13 protein-coding genes are annotated in these 16,072 nt (G+C 54.6%); 9 read left to right on the top strand and 4 right to left on the bottom strand.

Annotation, left to right across the window (positions count from 1 at the left end; all coding sequences use genetic code 11):
- Window positions 1–109: 109 nt before the first annotated feature.
- A complete protein-coding gene (gene tsgA / locus ABIC79_RS04600) occupies window positions 110–1,309 on the bottom strand; it encodes an MFS transporter TsgA (protein WP_013574731.1) in 1,200 nt (399 codons plus the stop codon).
- A gap of 277 nt (window positions 1,310–1,586) precedes the next feature.
- Here tsgA and ABIC79_RS04595 point away from each other — a divergent pair, with 277 nt between their 5' ends.
- The 5 genes from ABIC79_RS04595 (at window position 1,587) to gsiD (ending at window position 8,043) form a co-directional block, all read left to right on the top strand.
- Complete coding sequence (locus ABIC79_RS04595) at window positions 1,587–2,591, top strand: isoaspartyl peptidase/L-asparaginase family protein (protein ID WP_354566589.1); 1,005 nt, start codon at window positions 1,587–1,589, stop codon at window positions 2,589–2,591.
- On the top strand, window positions 2,588–4,456 hold the full coding sequence (locus ABIC79_RS04590; RefSeq protein WP_013574733.1) for a dipeptide ABC transporter ATP-binding protein: 1,869 nt from the start codon (window positions 2,588–2,590) through the stop codon (window positions 4,454–4,456). Before ABIC79_RS04595 ends, ABIC79_RS04590 begins: the two co-directional genes overlap by 4 nt.
- A gap of 72 nt (window positions 4,457–4,528) precedes the next feature.
- Window positions 4,529–6,085, top strand: coding sequence for a glutathione ABC transporter substrate-binding protein GsiB (gene gsiB, locus ABIC79_RS04585; RefSeq protein WP_112198003.1), 1,557 nt, complete (start codon window positions 4,529–4,531; stop codon window positions 6,083–6,085).
- Window positions 6,086–6,193: 108 nt separating this feature from the next.
- Window positions 6,194–7,114 carry a glutathione ABC transporter permease GsiC gene (gene gsiC, locus ABIC79_RS04580; RefSeq protein ID WP_015689564.1) on the top strand — a complete coding sequence of 307 codons (921 nt, stop codon included), beginning with the start codon at window positions 6,194–6,196 and terminating at the stop codon, window positions 7,112–7,114.
- A gap of 8 nt (window positions 7,115–7,122) precedes the next feature.
- A complete protein-coding gene (gene gsiD, locus ABIC79_RS04575) occupies window positions 7,123–8,043 on the top strand; it encodes a glutathione ABC transporter permease GsiD (protein ID WP_013574736.1) in 921 nt (306 codons plus the stop codon).
- 63 nt (window positions 8,044–8,106) lie between these two features.
- On the opposite strand, the gene fghA is transcribed toward gsiD, so the two are convergent.
- From fghA to ptrR, 3 genes are read right to left on the bottom strand one after another with little or no spacing between them, the layout of a single operon-like run.
- Window positions 8,107–8,964 (bottom strand): S-formylglutathione hydrolase, encoded by an 858-nt coding sequence (gene fghA / locus ABIC79_RS04570; protein ID WP_013574737.1) that lies wholly within the window; start codon window positions 8,962–8,964, stop codon window positions 8,107–8,109.
- A gap of 11 nt (window positions 8,965–8,975) precedes the next feature.
- Window positions 8,976–10,100, bottom strand: coding sequence for an S-(hydroxymethyl)glutathione dehydrogenase/class III alcohol dehydrogenase (locus ABIC79_RS04565; RefSeq protein WP_013574738.1), 1,125 nt, complete (start codon window positions 10,098–10,100; stop codon window positions 8,976–8,978).
- A gap of 43 nt (window positions 10,101–10,143) precedes the next feature.
- Window positions 10,144–11,073 carry a putrescine utilization regulator PtrR gene (gene ptrR / locus ABIC79_RS04560; protein WP_013574739.1) on the bottom strand — a complete coding sequence of 310 codons (930 nt, stop codon included), beginning with the start codon at window positions 11,071–11,073 and terminating at the stop codon, window positions 10,144–10,146.
- Window positions 11,074–11,271: 198 nt separating this feature from the next.
- On the opposite strand from ptrR, the gene ABIC79_RS04555 reads away from it, so the two are divergent.
- The 4 genes from ABIC79_RS04555 (at window position 11,272) to galS (ending at window position 15,822) form a co-directional block, all read left to right on the top strand.
- Window positions 11,272–12,399 carry a YbfB/YjiJ family MFS transporter gene (locus ABIC79_RS04555; protein WP_112198005.1) on the top strand — a complete coding sequence of 376 codons (1,128 nt, stop codon included), beginning with the start codon at window positions 11,272–11,274 and terminating at the stop codon, window positions 12,397–12,399.
- Window positions 12,400–12,524: 125 nt separating this feature from the next.
- Window positions 12,525–13,190, top strand: coding sequence for a GTP cyclohydrolase I FolE (folE, locus tag ABIC79_RS04550; RefSeq protein ID WP_013574741.1), 666 nt, complete (start codon window positions 12,525–12,527; stop codon window positions 13,188–13,190).
- A gap of 175 nt (window positions 13,191–13,365) precedes the next feature.
- Entirely contained in the window at window positions 13,366–14,520 is a 1,155-nt protein-coding gene (gene yeiB / locus ABIC79_RS04545) for a DUF418 domain-containing protein YeiB (protein ID WP_015689565.1), read from the top strand.
- A 270-nt stretch (window positions 14,521–14,790) separates the two neighbouring features.
- A complete protein-coding gene (gene galS, locus ABIC79_RS04540; RefSeq protein ID WP_119261423.1) occupies window positions 14,791–15,822 on the top strand; it encodes an HTH-type transcriptional regulator GalS in 1,032 nt (343 codons plus the stop codon).
- Window positions 15,823–16,072: the final 250 nt, after the last annotated feature.

Below are 16,072 nucleotides of genomic sequence, written 5' to 3'. Positions count from 1 at the left end.
ATAGGGGGTGATAATATTGTTTCGAGGTGTGTATATATTATCGAACGGATGGAGACAAAAAATCCGACCGCAAAAATGAGGTCGGATTTTTATTACTCAAACAACGTTTTCAGTGTGCACTGACTTCGTGGTTAATTCTCTCTGCTTTGCTCTTCAGGCCGGCAAGTACCACCATCAGCACCAGCAACGCATAGGAAATGGTCGCGATATTCAGCGCCCAGAACAAACCGTATTCGTTGTAGATGAAAGACGAGAAGGACGCGAAAATCAGCGTGCCGACGGAACTGGTGGTCAGCAGCGCAGAGGTCAGCGTTGGCGGGGAGTTTTTCACCTGCAGGCTGCCGTAGCTCATCAGACCGGAGAACATTCCTGAGTTACAGAAACCGAACAGACCCACCGCGACGAGCACCAGCGTCGGCGAATTGCTGGTGGTCAGCACCGCCAGGCTTGCCATGCCGACAATCACGGAAATCAGCAGGAAAGTACGCAGTTTCACGAAACGCACGGTGAACTGGTTCAGGAACAGGCCAATCGCTTTCACCATCCAGTAGGTGGTGATGTAAATCGCGGCACGGTCCGTTTCCATATTGAAGTGCTCATGCAGCCAGCTTGGCATCCACAGCGTGAAGACCAGCTCGGTAAAGACAAAAGCAAACAGCGCAATACACAGGAAGAATACCGCGATGCCCCATGGCTCTTTCACCACGTTGTGCGTCGATTCGTTTTTAACCGGTTGCGGAACATTCGGGAATTTCTGACCCGCGCACAGTAAAATCATCAGCAGGCTCAGGACACCCATGATGCCGTACATCGCCAGCCAGCTTGCGCCATGTTTGAACAGGAAACCCAGCACCAGCGACAGCGTCATACCGGAAAGCGCGAAGAAGAAGTCGGTAAAGATCAGGTTCGCGGAACGTTTTTTCGGATCGTCATTAATACGTACGACCAGATAGCTGCCGATAGACATCATCAGGCCCGCCGTGGCGCCGATCAGGAACACACCCACGCCGAACAGTGTAATAGACGGCATGATAAACAGCGCGATACACACCAGCACGGAAATGAAAGAGCCGGTCATCAGTTGTTTGCCCAGATCAAACTTACGCATCAGAATGCCGCTGATCATAATGGGCAGGAACAGGCCAATGTTCATTAAGGAAAACATTTGACCGATAAAGCCCGGATCTTTGTTAAATGCCGTAGCCACCGGCCCGATAACAATGCCCAGAGTGGAAACCAGTCCACCGGTAAAGAAATAGCTGAGCCATGAGATCACATTAATCCGACGGCGGTTATAAACAGTTTCCATAAACTGATTTCCTAAAAAGAGAAAATAAAAAAGCGGCGGAAAGCTTATCCAGAGATGCTTTTATCCGTAGTTAAGACGTTTATTATTGCTGTTCTTTGGTCATTTGTCCCGCAGGTATATTCAATTGCAGCATTTGTTTTTCCTAAACAATCTAAGCAATTAGCGACTTTTTGATGGTGCGACATTTCCGCTTTACATACTGTTGCGGGCTAAATATAGTCAAAAACAGCTCAACATTTTCCTATACATAAATACAACATCGAAAGGTGCAGCGCTAATGAGTTTTTCTACTGATAATTCAGCGGCTTCCGTTTCGGACAAGAAGCGGCCGGTTATTGCGATCCACGGTGGTGCAGGGGCGATTACCCGCGCGGCAATGAGCGCTGAAAAAGAACGACTTTATTTAGCCGAACTGGAGAGAATAGTCACTTGCGGACAGGCTATTCTGGCCTCCGGCGGCAGTGCACTGGATGCGGTCACCGAGGCGGTGCGTCTGCTCGAAGAGTGTCCGTTATTTAATGCGGGAAAAGGGGCTGTTTTTACCCATCAGGGCACGCATGAGTTAGACGCCTGCATTATGGATGGCCGGACGCTCGATGCCGGAGCCATCAGTGGCGTGAATCATATCCGTAATCCGATCCTGACCGCCCGCAAAATTTTGGAAGTCAGTCCGCATGTGATGTTCACCGGGGCGGGGGCGGAAGCCTTTGCCTGCGAGCACGGCCAGGAAATGGTCGGGGCGGACTATTTTTTCACCCAGGAACGTTACGATCAGTTGCAGCGGGCCATCGCCTCTGATCAGGGTGTCATGCTCGATCACGACGGCGCTTCGCTTAACGACGCTGACCCGCTGGATCCTGAACATAAATTCGGTACCGTCGGTGCGGTGGCGATGGATGCGCTGGGCAATCTGGCGGCAGCCACATCCACTGGCGGTATGACCAACAAACAGGCCGGACGCGTCGGCGATTCGCCGATTATTGGCGCAGGTTGTTACGCCAGCAATAATACGGTGGCGATTTCCAGCACCGGTACCGGCGAAGTGTTTATGCGTACGGTGGCGGCCTATGATGTGGCCGCGCTTATCGAATACGCCGGCCTTTCACTGGAAGAGGCCACACATAAAGTTGTGCAGGAAAAACTGCTGCCCCTGGGGGGAAGCGGCGGGATGATTGCGGTGGATAAATTTGGCAATGTGGTGCTGCCTTTCAACAGCGAAGGCATGTACCGTGGATTCGCCCGTGTGGGCGATGCGCCCGTCGTCAGCATTTACCGTTCATGAACAGCCCGATGAACGGTCCTCTTATTCTGCCGCCCGAACACGTGCTTGCCGTCAGCCAGCTTAGCGTGCAGTTTGCCCACGAAAGGCAGGTCATTCAGGCGGTCAGTCATCTCAGTTTTCAGGTAAAACGCGGTGAAACGCTGGCGATTGTTGGCGAATCGGGTTCCGGAAAATCAGTGACCTCACTGGCGCTGATGCGGCTGGTGGAACAGGGCGGCGGGAAGATTTCACAAGGTGAAATGCAGTTGCGCCGCCGTAACGGTGAGATAGTCGATCTGATGAACGCCACGCAGCCCGCCATGCGTAACCTGCGCGGCGCGGATATGGCGATGATTTTTCAGGAGCCGATGACGTCGCTCAATCCGGTCTTCCCGGTGGGGGAGCAAATCGCCGAATCGATCCGCTTGCACCAAAATAAAGATCACCGGGCAGCCCGTGCGGAAGCATTACGGATGCTGGATCTGGTGCGGATTCCCGAAGCCAGAAATATTCTCGACAGTTACCCGCATCAGCTTTCCGGCGGTATGCGCCAGCGGGTGATGATTGCGATGGCACTCTCCTGTAAACCTGCGTTGCTAATTGCCGACGAACCGACCACGGCGCTGGATGTCACCATTCAGGCGCAAATTCTGCAACTGATCCGGGTGCTGCAAAAAGAGATGCAGATGGGGGTGATTTTTATCACGCATGACATGGGGGTGGTGGCCGAAATTGCTGATCGTGTGCTGGTGATGCATCAGGGCAACAGTGTGGAAACGGGGGAAGTGAACGCGATATTCCGTTCTCCGCAGGCGCCTTATACCCAGACGTTGCTGGCGGCGGTGCCAAAACTCGGTTCGATGGCGGGTAAACCGCTGCCCGCACGCTTCCCGGCACCCACACAACAGGAAAGCGATCCGGAACTGATTCAAAACACCCTGACGCCAGGCGTGCCCCCGATATTACAGGTGCGTGATCTGGTTACGCGGTTCGACCTGCGCAGCGGCATTTTCAATCGCGTGACCCGCCGGGTTCATGCCGTGGAAAAAGTCAGTTTTGATTTGCATCCCGGTGAAACGCTGGCGCTGGTGGGGGAGTCAGGCTGTGGTAAATCCACCACCGGCCGTTCGCTGCTAAAACTGGTGAAGAGTCAGGGGGGCACCATCACCTTTAACGGCCAGACGCTGACTGATATCGGCGGCAGTGAACTGCAACATCTGCGCCGTGATATCCAGTTTATTTTTCAGGATCCCTACGCCTCGCTCGATCCGCGCCTGACGGTAGGATATTCCATTATGGAACCGCTGCTGGTTCACAATCTGGCAAAAGGCGCAGAAGCCGAAGCCCGTGTGGCGTGGTTGCTGGAAAAAGTCGGACTGCTGCCGGAACACGCGCAGCGCTATCCTCATGAGTTTTCCGGCGGCCAGCGGCAGCGAATTTGCATTGCGCGTGCGCTGGCCCTTAATCCAAAAGTGGTGATTGCCGATGAATCGGTTTCGGCGCTGGATGTGTCTATCCGCGCGCAAATCATCAATCTGCTGATGGATTTGCAGAAAGAGTTTGGTCTGGCATTTTTGTTTATTTCTCACGATATGGCCGTTGTTGAACGCATCAGCCACCGCGTGGCGGTGATGTATCTCGGGCAGATAGTGGAAATCGGCTCGCGCCGTGCGGTATTTGAAACACCCCAACATGCGTATACCCGCAAACTGATGGCGGCTGTACCGGTCGCCGATCCGGCGCACAAGCGAAAAGACCAGGCGCTGCTGGTGGATGAAATCCCCAGCCCGATCCGCGGGCTGCACGATGACCCGGTGGTGATGCCATTGGTGAAGGTGGGCGAAGGCCATTTCGTCGCCAGACATACGATTGCGGGTATTTACTGATTTTTGTGGCGGCTTATTTTGAGTCGTCAATTCTTAGTAAGACAAACGGGTAAGACAGGAAAAGGAACTGACATGAATCAGCAGAAATCTAAAGGTAAGAACGTTGTCCGTCAGGCCGTGCTCGCTGCCGCTGTTTTCGGTTCGCTGGCGTCGGCTTCTGCATGGGCGGCAAAAGACGTGGTTATCGCCGTAGGTTCTAACTTCACCTCGCTTGATCCGTATGACGCTAACGACACCTTATCGCAGGCGGTCGCCAAATCTTTCTATCAGGGGCTGTTTGGCTTTGATAAAGATATGAAACTGGAAAACGTTCTGGCGGACAGCTATACCGTCAGTAAAGACGGTCTGGTTTACACCATCAAACTGCATCCGGGCATCAAATTCCAGGACGGTACTGACTTCAATGCGGCGGCGGTGAAGGTCAACTTTGATCGTGCCAGTAACCCGGACAGTCACCTCAAGCGTTATAACCTGTTTAAAAATATCGCCAGCACTGAAGCCGTTGATGACACCACGGTGAAAATCACGCTGAAAGCGCCGTTCTCCGCCTTTATCAACATTCTGGCGCACCCGTCTGCGGTGATTATTTCCCCGGCGGCGCTGACCAAATACGGCAAAGACATCGGTTTCCATCCGGTCGGTACCGGCCCGTATACGCTTGAACAATGGAACCAGACTGACTTTGTGAAAGTGAAGAAGTTCGACGGTTACTGGAAAAAAGGTGAGCCGAAACTCGATACCATTACCTGGCGTCCGGTGGCTGATAACAACACCCGGGCAGCCATGCTGCAAACCGGCGAAGCGGATCTGGCGTTCCCGGTGCCTTACGAACAGGCAGCCTTATTGGAGAAAAATGCCAAACTGGATCTGGTGACGGCGCCGTCGATTCTGCATCGCTACATCAGTTTCAATGTCACGCAAAAACCGTTCGATAATGTGAAAGTGCGTGAGGCGATTAACTACGCGATTAACAAGCAGGCGCTGATCAAAGTGGCGTTTGCCGGTTATGCTGTGCCGTCTGAAGGGCCATTGCCGCAGGGCATCGAATACGCCGCGAAATTTAAACCGTGGCCGTATGATCCGGCAAAAGCCAAAGCATTGCTGAAAGAAGCCGGTTACCCGGATGGTTTCACCACTACGCTGTGGTCCTCACACAACAACAGTACCGCGCAAAAAGTGTTGCAGTTCACCCAGCAACAACTGGCACAGGTCGGTATCAAAGTGACGGTCACCGCCATGGACGCCGCACAGCGTGCTGCGCAGGTTGAGAATGTGGGGCAGAAAGAGGCGGGCATCCGCATGTTCTACACCGGCTGGTCGGCGTCTACCGGTGAAGCAGACTGGGCGTTGTCTCCGCTGTTCTCCACACAGGCCGCGCCACCGAAGCAGTTCAATACCGCGTTCTACAGCAATGCGCAGGTGGATAAAGATTTGACCGATGCGCTGAAAACGACTGACAAAGCTGAGAAAGCTAAACTGTACGCTGATGCCCAGAAGCAAATCTGGAGCGATGCGCCGTGGGCGTTCCTGGTCACTGAACGTCTGGTTTCAGCCAAAAACAAACGTCTGACCGGCTTCTATGTGATGCCCGATACGGCGTTCAGTTTTGATGATGCAGATGTGAAATAACAGGCGGTGAGGCTTTCAGGGCGCGTGGCGCACAGCGTGCGTGCCCTGAACTCGTGTGTTCCGGGTCCGGAACATGGATGTCTACCGTGAAATCACAGACAGCGAATCATGCTTAATTATTTTTTAAAACGATTACTCGGACTGATCCCGACACTGCTGATTGTGGCCGTGCTGGTGTTTTTATTTGTGCATCTGCTGCCGGGCGATCCGGCGCGGCTGATGGCCGGGCAGGATGCCGATGCCAGCGTAGTGGCGCTGGTGCGTCAGGATTTGGGGCTGGATAAACCGCTTTATCAGCAATTCTTCACTTTCTTTGGCAATGCGCTGACCGGTGATTTCGGCCACTCAATGGTCTCAAAACGCCCGGTCATTGATGAAATCAGTTCGCGCTTTATGCCGACCTTTTGGCTGACGCTGACCAGCATGGTGTGGTCGGTGATTTTCGGGCTGGTGATTGGCGTGGTATCCGCCGTGTGGCGTAACCGCTGGCCGGACAGACTGGGCATGGCGCTCGCCGTTTCCGGTATTTCCTTCCCGGCCTTCGCGCTGGGCATGCTGCTGATGCAAATCTTTTCTGTTGAACTGGGCTGGTTGCCGACGGTGGGCGCTGACAGCTGGCAGCACTATATTCTCCCTTCTGTCACACTCGGTGCAGCGGTGGCGGCGATCATGGCCCGCTTTACCCGCGCCTCTTTTGTCGAAGTGATGCAGGAAGATTATATGCGTACTGCGCGTGCCAAAGGCGTGCACGAAGCGGTGGTCGTGGTCAAACATGGCCTGCGTAACGCGATGATCCCCGTCGTGACTATGATGGGACTGCAATTTGGCTTCCTGCTCGGCGGTTCGATTGTCGTGGAGAAAGTGTTCAACTGGCCGGGGTTAGGGCGGTTGCTGGTCGATTCGGTTGAGATGCGCGATTATCCGGTGATTCAGGCAGAAGTGCTGTTGTTCTCGCTGGAATTTATCCTCATCAATCTGCTGGTGGACATGCTGTACGCCGTCATCAACCCTTCCATCCGATACAAGTGAGTAAGCGCATGAAAAACTGGCGGCGAAATGCCGTACTCGCGGGTTTACCGGTAATCACGCCGGGAACTGTGCAACCACAGGCGGGAAGGACACCGTGGAAAGCGTTCTGGCGTCGTTTTCGACGGCAGCACATTGCGATGATTGCGGGAGTTTTTATCCTGCTGCTGATTGCTGCGGCCATTCTTGCGCCGTGGCTGGTGCCCTTTGACCCGGAAAATTATTTTGATTACGACCGTCTGAACGAAGGCCCGTCGCTGATCCACTGGCTGGGTGTGGATTCGCTGGGGCGTGATATTTTCAGCCGTATTCTGATGGGTGCGCGGATTTCACTGACGGCTGGTGTCCTTTCTGTGGTGCTCGGCGCGGCAATCGGCACGGTATTCGGCTTGCTGGCGGGATATTACGAAGGCTGGTGGGATCGCATCACCATGCGCGTCTGTGACGTCCTGTTTGCTTTCCCCGGTATTTTGCTGGCGATTGCCGTCGTGGCGGTGATGGGCAATGGCATGTCGAACGTGATTATTGCCGTGGCGATTTTCAGCATTCCTGCCTTTGCGCGACTGGTGCGCGGCAACACGCTGGTACTCAAACAGCAAACCTATATTGAATCGGCGCGCAGCATTGGCGCCTCTGACGCCACGATTTTATTCCGCCACATCCTGCCGGGCACGTTGTCATCGATAGTGGTGTATTTCACCATGCGTATCGGTACCTCGATCATCACCGCCGCCAGTCTGTCGTTCCTGGGCATGGGCGCACAGCCGCCAACGCCGGAGTGGGGAGCGATGCTCAACGAAGCCCGCGCCGACATGGTGATGGCACCGCACGTCGCCATATTCCCGAGCCTGGCAATCTTTCTGACCGTACTGGCGTTTAATTTGCTGGGGGATGGATTACGGGATGCGTTGGATCCGAAATTGAAGAATTGAGATTTTTGCTTCTCCCCCTTCGCAGGGGAGAAGCAGATGGCTTCTATTTTTAGGAACCTGCACTCATGAAGGGGAGTGCAAAAACTCCGCATGGAATTTCAGGTGATCTTCCACAAATGACGCAATCGTAAAGTAACTGTGATCGTACCCCGGCTGAACCCGCAGTTGTAACGGCCAGCCGCGTTGTCGGGCGATCTCCGCCAGTTTTGCCGGTTGTAGCTGATCCGCCAGGAACTGATCGCTATCGCCCTGATCGACTAAAATCGGGAACGGTTTTTGATCCGCTGGCAATGAACTCAGCAGGTGGCAACTGTCGTATTGTAGCCACTGACTTTCGTCATCCCCCAGATACGCGCTGAACGCTTTACGTCCCCACGGCACCTGAGCCGGATTCACGATGGGCGCAAACGCTGACACCGAACAGAAACGCTGCGGATTACGCAGCGCCAGCATCAGCGCACCGTGGCCGCCCATTGAGTGGCCGAAAATCGACTGACGTTCGCTGACCTTGAAATGGTCGCTGATCAGCGCAGGCAGTTCATCAAGCAGGTAATCGTACATCCGGTAATGCGCTGCCCATGGCGCCTGCGTGGCATTCAGGTAAAAACCGGCGCCCTGACCGAGATCGTAACCGTCGTCGTTGGCGACACCTTCACCGCGCGGGCTGGTATCCGGCATCACCAGAATCACACCGAGTTCTGCCGCGACGCGCTGCGCCCCGGCTTTGATCGTGAAGTTTTCATCATTACAGGTCAGGCCCGACAGCCAGTACAGCACCGGCGGCGGCGCGTCGTGTTGCGCCGGAGGCAGATAAATGCTGAACGTCATGCTGCAATTCAGGCTCTCAGAGGTATGGCGGTAGCGCTGCTGCCAGCCGCCAAACATCCGGTGTTCTTCGAGTAGTTCAATCGAGCTGCTCATTGACACATTCCTTACTTATTAAAATGAATAACCGTACGGATAGATTTCCCTTCGTGCATCAGGTCAAAGGCTTGGTTGATTTCTTCCAGCGGCAGGGTGTGGGTAATGAAATCGTTCAGGGCGAATTCGCCGTCCAGATAACGTTGCACAAGGCCCGGCAACTGGCTGCGACCTTTCACACCGCCGAAAGCAGAACCACGCCATACGCGGCCTGTCACCAACTGGAAGGGGCGGGTGGAGATTTCTTCGCCTGCACCGGCCACGCCGATGATGACAGATTCGCCCCAGCCTTTGTGGCAGCATTCCAGTGCGGAACGCATCACATTGACGTTACCGATACATTCGAAGGAGAAGTCCACGCCGCCGTCGGTCATTTCGACGATAACGTCCTGAATCGGCTTGTCGAAATCTTTCGGGTTGATCAGATCAGTTGCGCCGAGTTTACGCGCCAGATCGAATTTGCTGGTGTTCAGATCGATACCGATGATGCGGCCTGCGCCAGCCATCACCGCGCCGATAATCGCAGAAAGACCAATCCCGCCGAGACCGAAGATCGCCACGGTGTCGCCTTTTTTCACTTTAGCGGTGTTGATGACCGCGCCCATCCCGGTGGTCACGCCACAACCGAGCAGACACACTTCTTCCAGCGGCGCTTCTTTATTGATTTTCGCCAGGGAGATTTCAGGCACCACAGTGTATTCGGAGAAGGTCGAAGTGCCCATGTAATGGAAAATCGGCTTGCCGTCTTTAAAGAAACGGGTGGTGCCGTCCGGCATCAGGCCTTTGCCTTGTGTGGTGCGGATCGCCTGACACAGGTTGGTCTTGCCGGATTTACAGAACTTACACTCGCCACATTCCGGTGTGTACAGCGGGATCACGTGGTCGCCCACGGCCACGCTGGTGACACCTTCGCCGACGGCTTCGACGACACCGCCGCCTTCATGGCCGAGGATCGCCGGGAAAACGCCTTCCGGATCTTTGCCGGACAGCGTGTAAGCATCAGTATGACAAACACCGGTGGCGACAATACGCACCAGCACTTCGCCTTTTTGCGGCGGCATCAAATCCACTTCTTCGATGGACAGAGGTTGATTCGGGCCCCAGGCGACGGCCGCACGTGTTTTGATCATTTGCATTTTTTAGCTCCAGTCAGGTGTTTTTACTTATTCGGATTTTAAGTTAATAAGTCGGATGCAACGCCGGATCGTGTTCTGCGGCGAGCGGATGTTTCAGTAACGGGATCACCCCGTCATTCTGTTCGATGATCAGTTCTTTCAGCGCCCGGACATTCGGACTGAACGCATCCCGGCGCCAGATAAGCCAGGTGGCGGTATCGGCGAATTCATCCGGCATTTCGTGAATTTCTACCCGCTCGTGGCCGGGCAACTGTTCCAGCACAGAACGCGGGATCATGGCGATACCCGCACCGCTGGCGACACAGGCCATCATGGAATGATAGGACTGAATCTCCAGGGTGTTAGCGACCGGCACATTCATGTGTTTGATCCAGCCCTGTAAACGCTGGCGGTAGGAACAACTGGGGCGGAATGCAAAAACGGTGTGGCCGCTGCGACCCGCAGGCACTTCCAGCGGCGACTCGCCCGGCGGGGTAATCACCACCATGCGCTCGCGAAAAGAAATACAGCCATTGATATCGTCAAAATCGATCGGGCCATCAACCAGGGCTGCGGCGAGACGTCCGGCACGCACGCTGTCGATGATTTCTCCGGAAGTCGCCGTCACCAGCGACAGCGCCACTTGCGGAAACTTCTGATGATAAGCGGCGAGCAAAGAAGGCAGGCGTGTTGCCGCCGTGCTTTCCATCGACCCCAGCGCGAAATTCCCGGCCGGTTCACCGGCATGCATGATGCTCATCGCTTCGTCGCTCAGCGCCAGAATGCGCTCGGCGTAGTTGAGGAAGTTATGGCCCATGGCGGACAGGCGGATGCGTTGCTTCTCGCGGATAAACAGATCGGTGCCCAGTTCGAGTTCGAGCTGGCGCAGGCGGGTGGTCAGGTTCGACGGGACACGATGCAGTTGCTCTGCCGCACGCGCCAGCGAACCGGTTTCCGCTACGCAGCAAAACATCCGTAACTGAGTGAGATCCATGATGGGTTCCTGTGTTCTCTAATCGTAAACAAGTTGGTTTGTATTATTCAGTTTCCGTGATTGTACTCATAAGGCATCATAGCGACAACTTCCAATTAACTTTCTTTTAAGAAATCTGCTGTTTTCGGCGACAGGTTTGAGTATGTTTACTCACTGTTTCTAATATGTTGCATTGCGGTTTCTTTTGACGGAGCAGTTATGGCTTTTCGTATTGCGCTAAGTGGTTTTCTGGCTTTTGTCGTCGCGATGGGTATCGGGCGTTTTGCCTTTACGCCGCAGGTTCCTTTAATGATAGCTGAACATCAGTTCAGCCTGACCGGCGCGGGGCTGGTCGCCGCGTTCAACTATCTCGGTTATCTGTGTGGCGCGTTTGATGGCATGCGTGCCAGCAAACATCTTGAACGCCGTTTGTGGCTGGGCGTGTGGGGCGGCGTGATCCTGACATTGCTGTCGGCGGTAATTTCCGGCGAAGTGCTGCACAGTATTGTGCGCTTCCTGATCGGCTGGACCAGCGGCTGGGCGATGGTCATGGTATCAGCGTGGTGTAACGAACGGCTGGCGCATTATGGCCGTCCGGCAATGAGTGCCGCGGTGTTTGCCGGGCCGGGCGCGGGGATTTTCCTCAGCGGCATGCTAGCGGTGGGTATTCACAGTTTGCAGCTCACCTCTGCGCAGGCCTGGTGTGTTTACGGCGTGCTGGCGCTGATTTTCGTGGCAATTATCACGCCGAATCTGCCGCGCAAAGGCGACCTGCACCGTTCGCACATGGCGACTGAGCCGCTGATAATGACGCCTGCGCTGAAACGTCTGGTGTGGAGTTACAGTCTGGCGGGCTTTGGCTATATCCTGCCCGCGACGTTTTTATCTCAGATGGCGAGTGCACGTTTTCCTGACAGTCTGTTCGCGCAGTTTGTCTGGCCGGTGTTTGGCGGCGCTGCGGTTATCGGCATCATCATCGGTATTCTTACCCGCCATTGTCTGACTACGCATACCCGCCTGGCGCTGACACTATGGATTCAGGGGCTGGGGATTTTGTGCGCGGAAGTGGTGCCGGGCGTCAGTGGTCTGGTGCTTGGCGCGCTACTGACCGGCGGTGGTTTCCTCAGCGTGGTGCAATTGGCCTTACAATACAGCCGCGAGCTTGCACCCAATCACAGCCGTTATATGGCCGGGTTGCTGACGACCGGTTACGCTGTTGGCCAGTTATTCGGACCGGTTCTGTCGGCGATTTCTACCGCGCTGACCCATCGTCTGGAGCCTGCGCTGTATGTCGCGCTGGCCGGTTTTATTATTGCCGGGGCGCTGGTCTTCCGGCATAAACGATAAGTTGCAGCTATTTCATCCATCATGAAGCACATTCACTGGATTCTGAACCGGCTCTCTACTACAGTAAGCCACCTCATTTTAGCGTGATCTGCGTCAAAGTGATTACATCTGCCGGAGAAGAAAGAATGCCAATCCTGAGTAAAGAAGCCATTTTGGTTCACGAGGCCCTGTTAGCCCGTGGTCTGGAAACCCCTCTGCGTGAAGCTTTGCCGATCGACAATGAAACGCGCAAGCAGCGGATCCAGGAACATATGACCGGCATCATGCAGCTTCTCAATCTGGATCTTTCCGATGACAGTCTGGCGGAAACGCCGCACCGCATCGCCAAGATGTATGTGGATGAAATCTTCTCCGGACTTGATTACGCCAACTTCCCGAAAATCACCGTCATCGAAAATAAGATGAAAGTGGATGAAATGGTCACCGTGCGCGATATCACCCTGACCAGCACCTGCGAACACCATTTCGTGACCATCGACGGCAAAGCGACCGTGGCGTATATCCCGAAAGACACCGTAATCGGCCTGTCGAAAATCAACCGCATTGTGCAGTTCTTCTCACAGCGCCCGCAGGTTCAGGAGCGTCTGACCCAGCAGATACTGGTTGCCCTGCAAACCCTGCTCGGCACCACCAATGTCGCGGTTTCCATTGATGCGGTGCATTACTGCGTGAAAGCGCGTGGTGTGCGTGACGCGACCAGCGCAACGACGACGACTTCGCTCGGTGGTCTTTTCAAATCCAGCCAGAATACGCGACAAGAATTTTTAAGAACCGTCCGCCATCCGTCGTAACTAAAGCCGCAGCGGTGTTCGCTGCGTTCGGAGACCCGAATCACTGACATCAGTCAGCTCATCGGGTTCTTCTCGCTGGCTGCCATGCTGCAACTTCATTTACTTGGATGGTAGCCACCCTGATTTTCTTCCCTTATTCTTAAATATCTCAATAATCTTCAAAAGGAATGTCAGGGTGCGCTCACGTATTGCCACGCTCGACTTTGCCCGTGGTCTCGCCATTTTTGGCATTCTTCTGCTCAATATCAGCGCCTTCGGTTTACCGAAAGCCGCTTACCTGAATCCGGCATTTGCCGGAACGCCTTCAGCTTCTGATACCTGGACCTGGGCGGTGCTCGACGCGCTGGCGCAAGGCAAATTCCTGATGATGTTCGCCATGCTGTTTGGCGGCGGTCTGTTTTTATTGCTGCCGCGCGGCAAACACTGGATCCAGGCCCGGCTGTCGATTTTATTACTGTGCGGTTTTCTTCATGCCACCCTGATGTGGGACGGTGATATTTTGCTGTCATACGGGCTGATTGGTCTGGTGTGCTGGAGGATGGTGCGGGAAGGGCGCAGCAGTCAGTCGCTGATTTCAACGGGCATCATTTTGTATCTGATCGGTGTGGCGGTGCTGGCGATGCTGGGGTTTATTACCTCGCCAAAGCCCGGTAGTTTCTGGCTTCCGGGACCGGCGGAAATTCAGTATGAACAATACTGGCGGCTGAAAGGGGGTTGGGAAGCTATCCGCAACCGGCTCGATTTACTGTCATCCAGTTTGCTGGCGATTGGCGCGCAATACGGCTGGGAACTGGCGGGCGCCATGCTGATTGGCTCCGGCCTGATGCGCAGCGGATGGCTCAAAGGTGCGTTTCGCGTCTCGCATTACCGCAAGGTCGCCGCCGTACTGTTACCGCTTTCATTGCTGATTCAGATCCCGGCGATTTATCTGCAATACCGTACCGGCTGGGACTACCGCTGGAGCGGTTTTCTGTTGCAGGTGCCGCGTGAAATTGGCTCGCTGATGCAGGCGGTGAGCTATCTGGCGCTGTGCTACGGCTTCTGGCCGCTGATTTCCCGCTGGCGCATAACGCACTGGATTTCGCAGACTGGCCGCATGGCACTGACCAATTACCTGTTACAGACGCTCATCTGCATCACCTTCTTCAATGTTTTCGGCTTCTATCAGCACTTTGACCGCCTGCAGCTGGTCGCACTGGTGCCGCTGGTCTGGGTGTGCAATGTGCTGGTGACATTGCTGTGGCTGCGTCATTTCCGCCAGGGGCCGGTGGAGTGGCTCTGGCGTCAACTGACGGCGAAAGCAGCGGGTGAAGAACTAAAAGCTGCCTGAACCTGACGTTGATATATCATCCTAAATGATGGATTTGGGATGAAGGTTGCATATTTGTATGTAAACGTTTTCTTTCCTGTGACGAGATTCACGCAGGCGTTTTCGCAAAATGTTTAGGATAGCGGTCGTGCCTCTCCGATGACCACTACACTAAAAAAGGAAACGCCATGCGCACTTCACCTCGCTTCTCTTTGTCTGGTTTCTTTACCTCCTGGGTCAAAAATTTCCGTATTCCTCCGTACCATTCCCTGACTGATCACGGAGCGACGCATGGTCACAATTCGTGATGTCGCCCGGCTGGCGGGGGTTTCTGTCGCCACCGTGTCACGTGTTCTGAACAATCCGTCTATTGCCAGCAAAGAAGCGCGCGAGCAGGTGTTACAGGCCGTCGCCACGCTGGGATACCGGCCCAATGCCAATGCGCAGGCACTGGCGACGCAAAGCAGCGATACCATCGGCGTGGTGGTGATGGATGTTTCAGACCCGTTCTTTGGCGCGCTGGTGAAAGCCGTTGATACCGTCGCGCAGCAGCATCAGAAATACGTCCTGATAGGCAACAGCTATCATATTGCTGAAAAAGAAAGGTACGCCATTGAAGTTCTGATTCGTCAGCGCTGTAACGCACTCATTGTGCATTCCAAGGCGCTGGGGGATGACGAGCTTTCGCGATTTATGGATCAGGTGTCGGGCATGGTGCTGATTAACCGTGTCATTCCGGGCTACGAGCACCGCTGTGTCTGGCTTAACAACGTCAGTGGCGCGGAAATGGCAACCCGCCTGTTGCTGTCCCAGGGGCACCAGCGCATTGGTTACATCGGTTCAAGTCATGGTATCGAAGACGATTTGCAGCGCTACCAGGGCTATTCGCAGGCAATGACGCAGGCACATCAGAGCGGAGATGCGCCACCTGCTGCATGGCGGGCGCAAAGTTCGCCGGATCTGCAGGGCGGGGAAGCGGCGATGGTGGAACTGCTCGGGCGTAATCTGCACCTCAGCGCGGTGTTCGCCTACAACGATTCGATGGCTGCGGGGGCGATGGCCGTGTTGAAAGAAAACGGAATTAACATTCCCGATGACTTTTCGCTGATCGGTTTTGATGACATTCCGATTGCCCGCTATACCAGCCCGAAAATGACCACTGTGCGTTATCCGATCGTTTCCATGGCGACGCTTGCCACTGAACTGGCTTTAAAAGGTGCGGCAGAACAGTTAGCTGCGGGCATTTCGCATTGCTTCATGCCTACGCTGGTCAGACGCCACTCGGTAGCTCCCTGGCAAAATGTGGCACCCGTCACTTATTGATCAAATAACGCGATGTAACCGTTTTCAATCTGTGAGAACTTTCACAGTTTATTAACATCGGGCGCATTATGATTCATTCGTTTTCAATATGATTCAATTTGGGTCCGGTTTACCGGACTTGTTTCACAGCGAGTCAGGACGTTATAAGTCAAGGATGGCAGGCACCCACAATCGTGACGTGGAGCTGTACTGCTCCCGCAGGGATTTCCGGTGCCAAATTCTGTAACACCCTACATAACCGGAGATACAA

Source organism: Rahnella sp. 2050 (genome assembly GCF_040544515.1).
GTDB lineage: Bacteria > Pseudomonadota > Gammaproteobacteria > Enterobacterales > Enterobacteriaceae > Rahnella > Rahnella aceris.
The sequence above is the reverse complement of the archived record's forward strand: the minus strand, read 5'-3'. Positions and strand labels throughout refer to the sequence as shown.

What these genes read in the sequence shown, in the direction of transcription:
- tsgA (WP_013574731.1), bottom strand. Translation starts at nt 1,309, where the DNA reads ATGGAAACTGTTTATAACCGCCGTCGGATTAATGTGATCTCATGGCTC.
- ABIC79_RS04595 (WP_354566589.1), top strand. Translation starts at nt 1,587, where the DNA reads ATGAGTTTTTCTACTGATAATTCAGCGGCTTCCGTTTCGGACAAGAAG.
- ABIC79_RS04590 (WP_013574733.1), top strand. Translation starts at nt 2,588, where the DNA reads ATGAACAGCCCGATGAACGGTCCTCTTATTCTGCCGCCCGAACACGTG.
- gsiB (WP_112198003.1), top strand. Translation starts at nt 4,529, where the DNA reads ATGAATCAGCAGAAATCTAAAGGTAAGAACGTTGTCCGTCAGGCCGTG.
- gsiC (WP_015689564.1), top strand. Translation starts at nt 6,194, where the DNA reads ATGCTTAATTATTTTTTAAAACGATTACTCGGACTGATCCCGACACTG.
- gsiD (WP_013574736.1), top strand. Translation starts at nt 7,123, where the DNA reads ATGAAAAACTGGCGGCGAAATGCCGTACTCGCGGGTTTACCGGTAATC.
- fghA (WP_013574737.1), bottom strand. Translation starts at nt 8,964, where the DNA reads ATGAGCAGCTCGATTGAACTACTCGAAGAACACCGGATGTTTGGCGGC.
- ABIC79_RS04565 (WP_013574738.1), bottom strand. Translation starts at nt 10,100, where the DNA reads ATGCAAATGATCAAAACACGTGCGGCCGTCGCCTGGGGCCCGAATCAA.
- ptrR (WP_013574739.1), bottom strand. Translation starts at nt 11,073, where the DNA reads ATGGATCTCACTCAGTTACGGATGTTTTGCTGCGTAGCGGAAACCGGT.
- ABIC79_RS04555 (WP_112198005.1), top strand. Translation starts at nt 11,272, where the DNA reads ATGGCTTTTCGTATTGCGCTAAGTGGTTTTCTGGCTTTTGTCGTCGCG.
- folE (WP_013574741.1), top strand. Translation starts at nt 12,525, where the DNA reads ATGCCAATCCTGAGTAAAGAAGCCATTTTGGTTCACGAGGCCCTGTTA.
- galS (WP_119261423.1), top strand. Translation starts at nt 14,791, where the DNA reads ATGGTCACAATTCGTGATGTCGCCCGGCTGGCGGGGGTTTCTGTCGCC.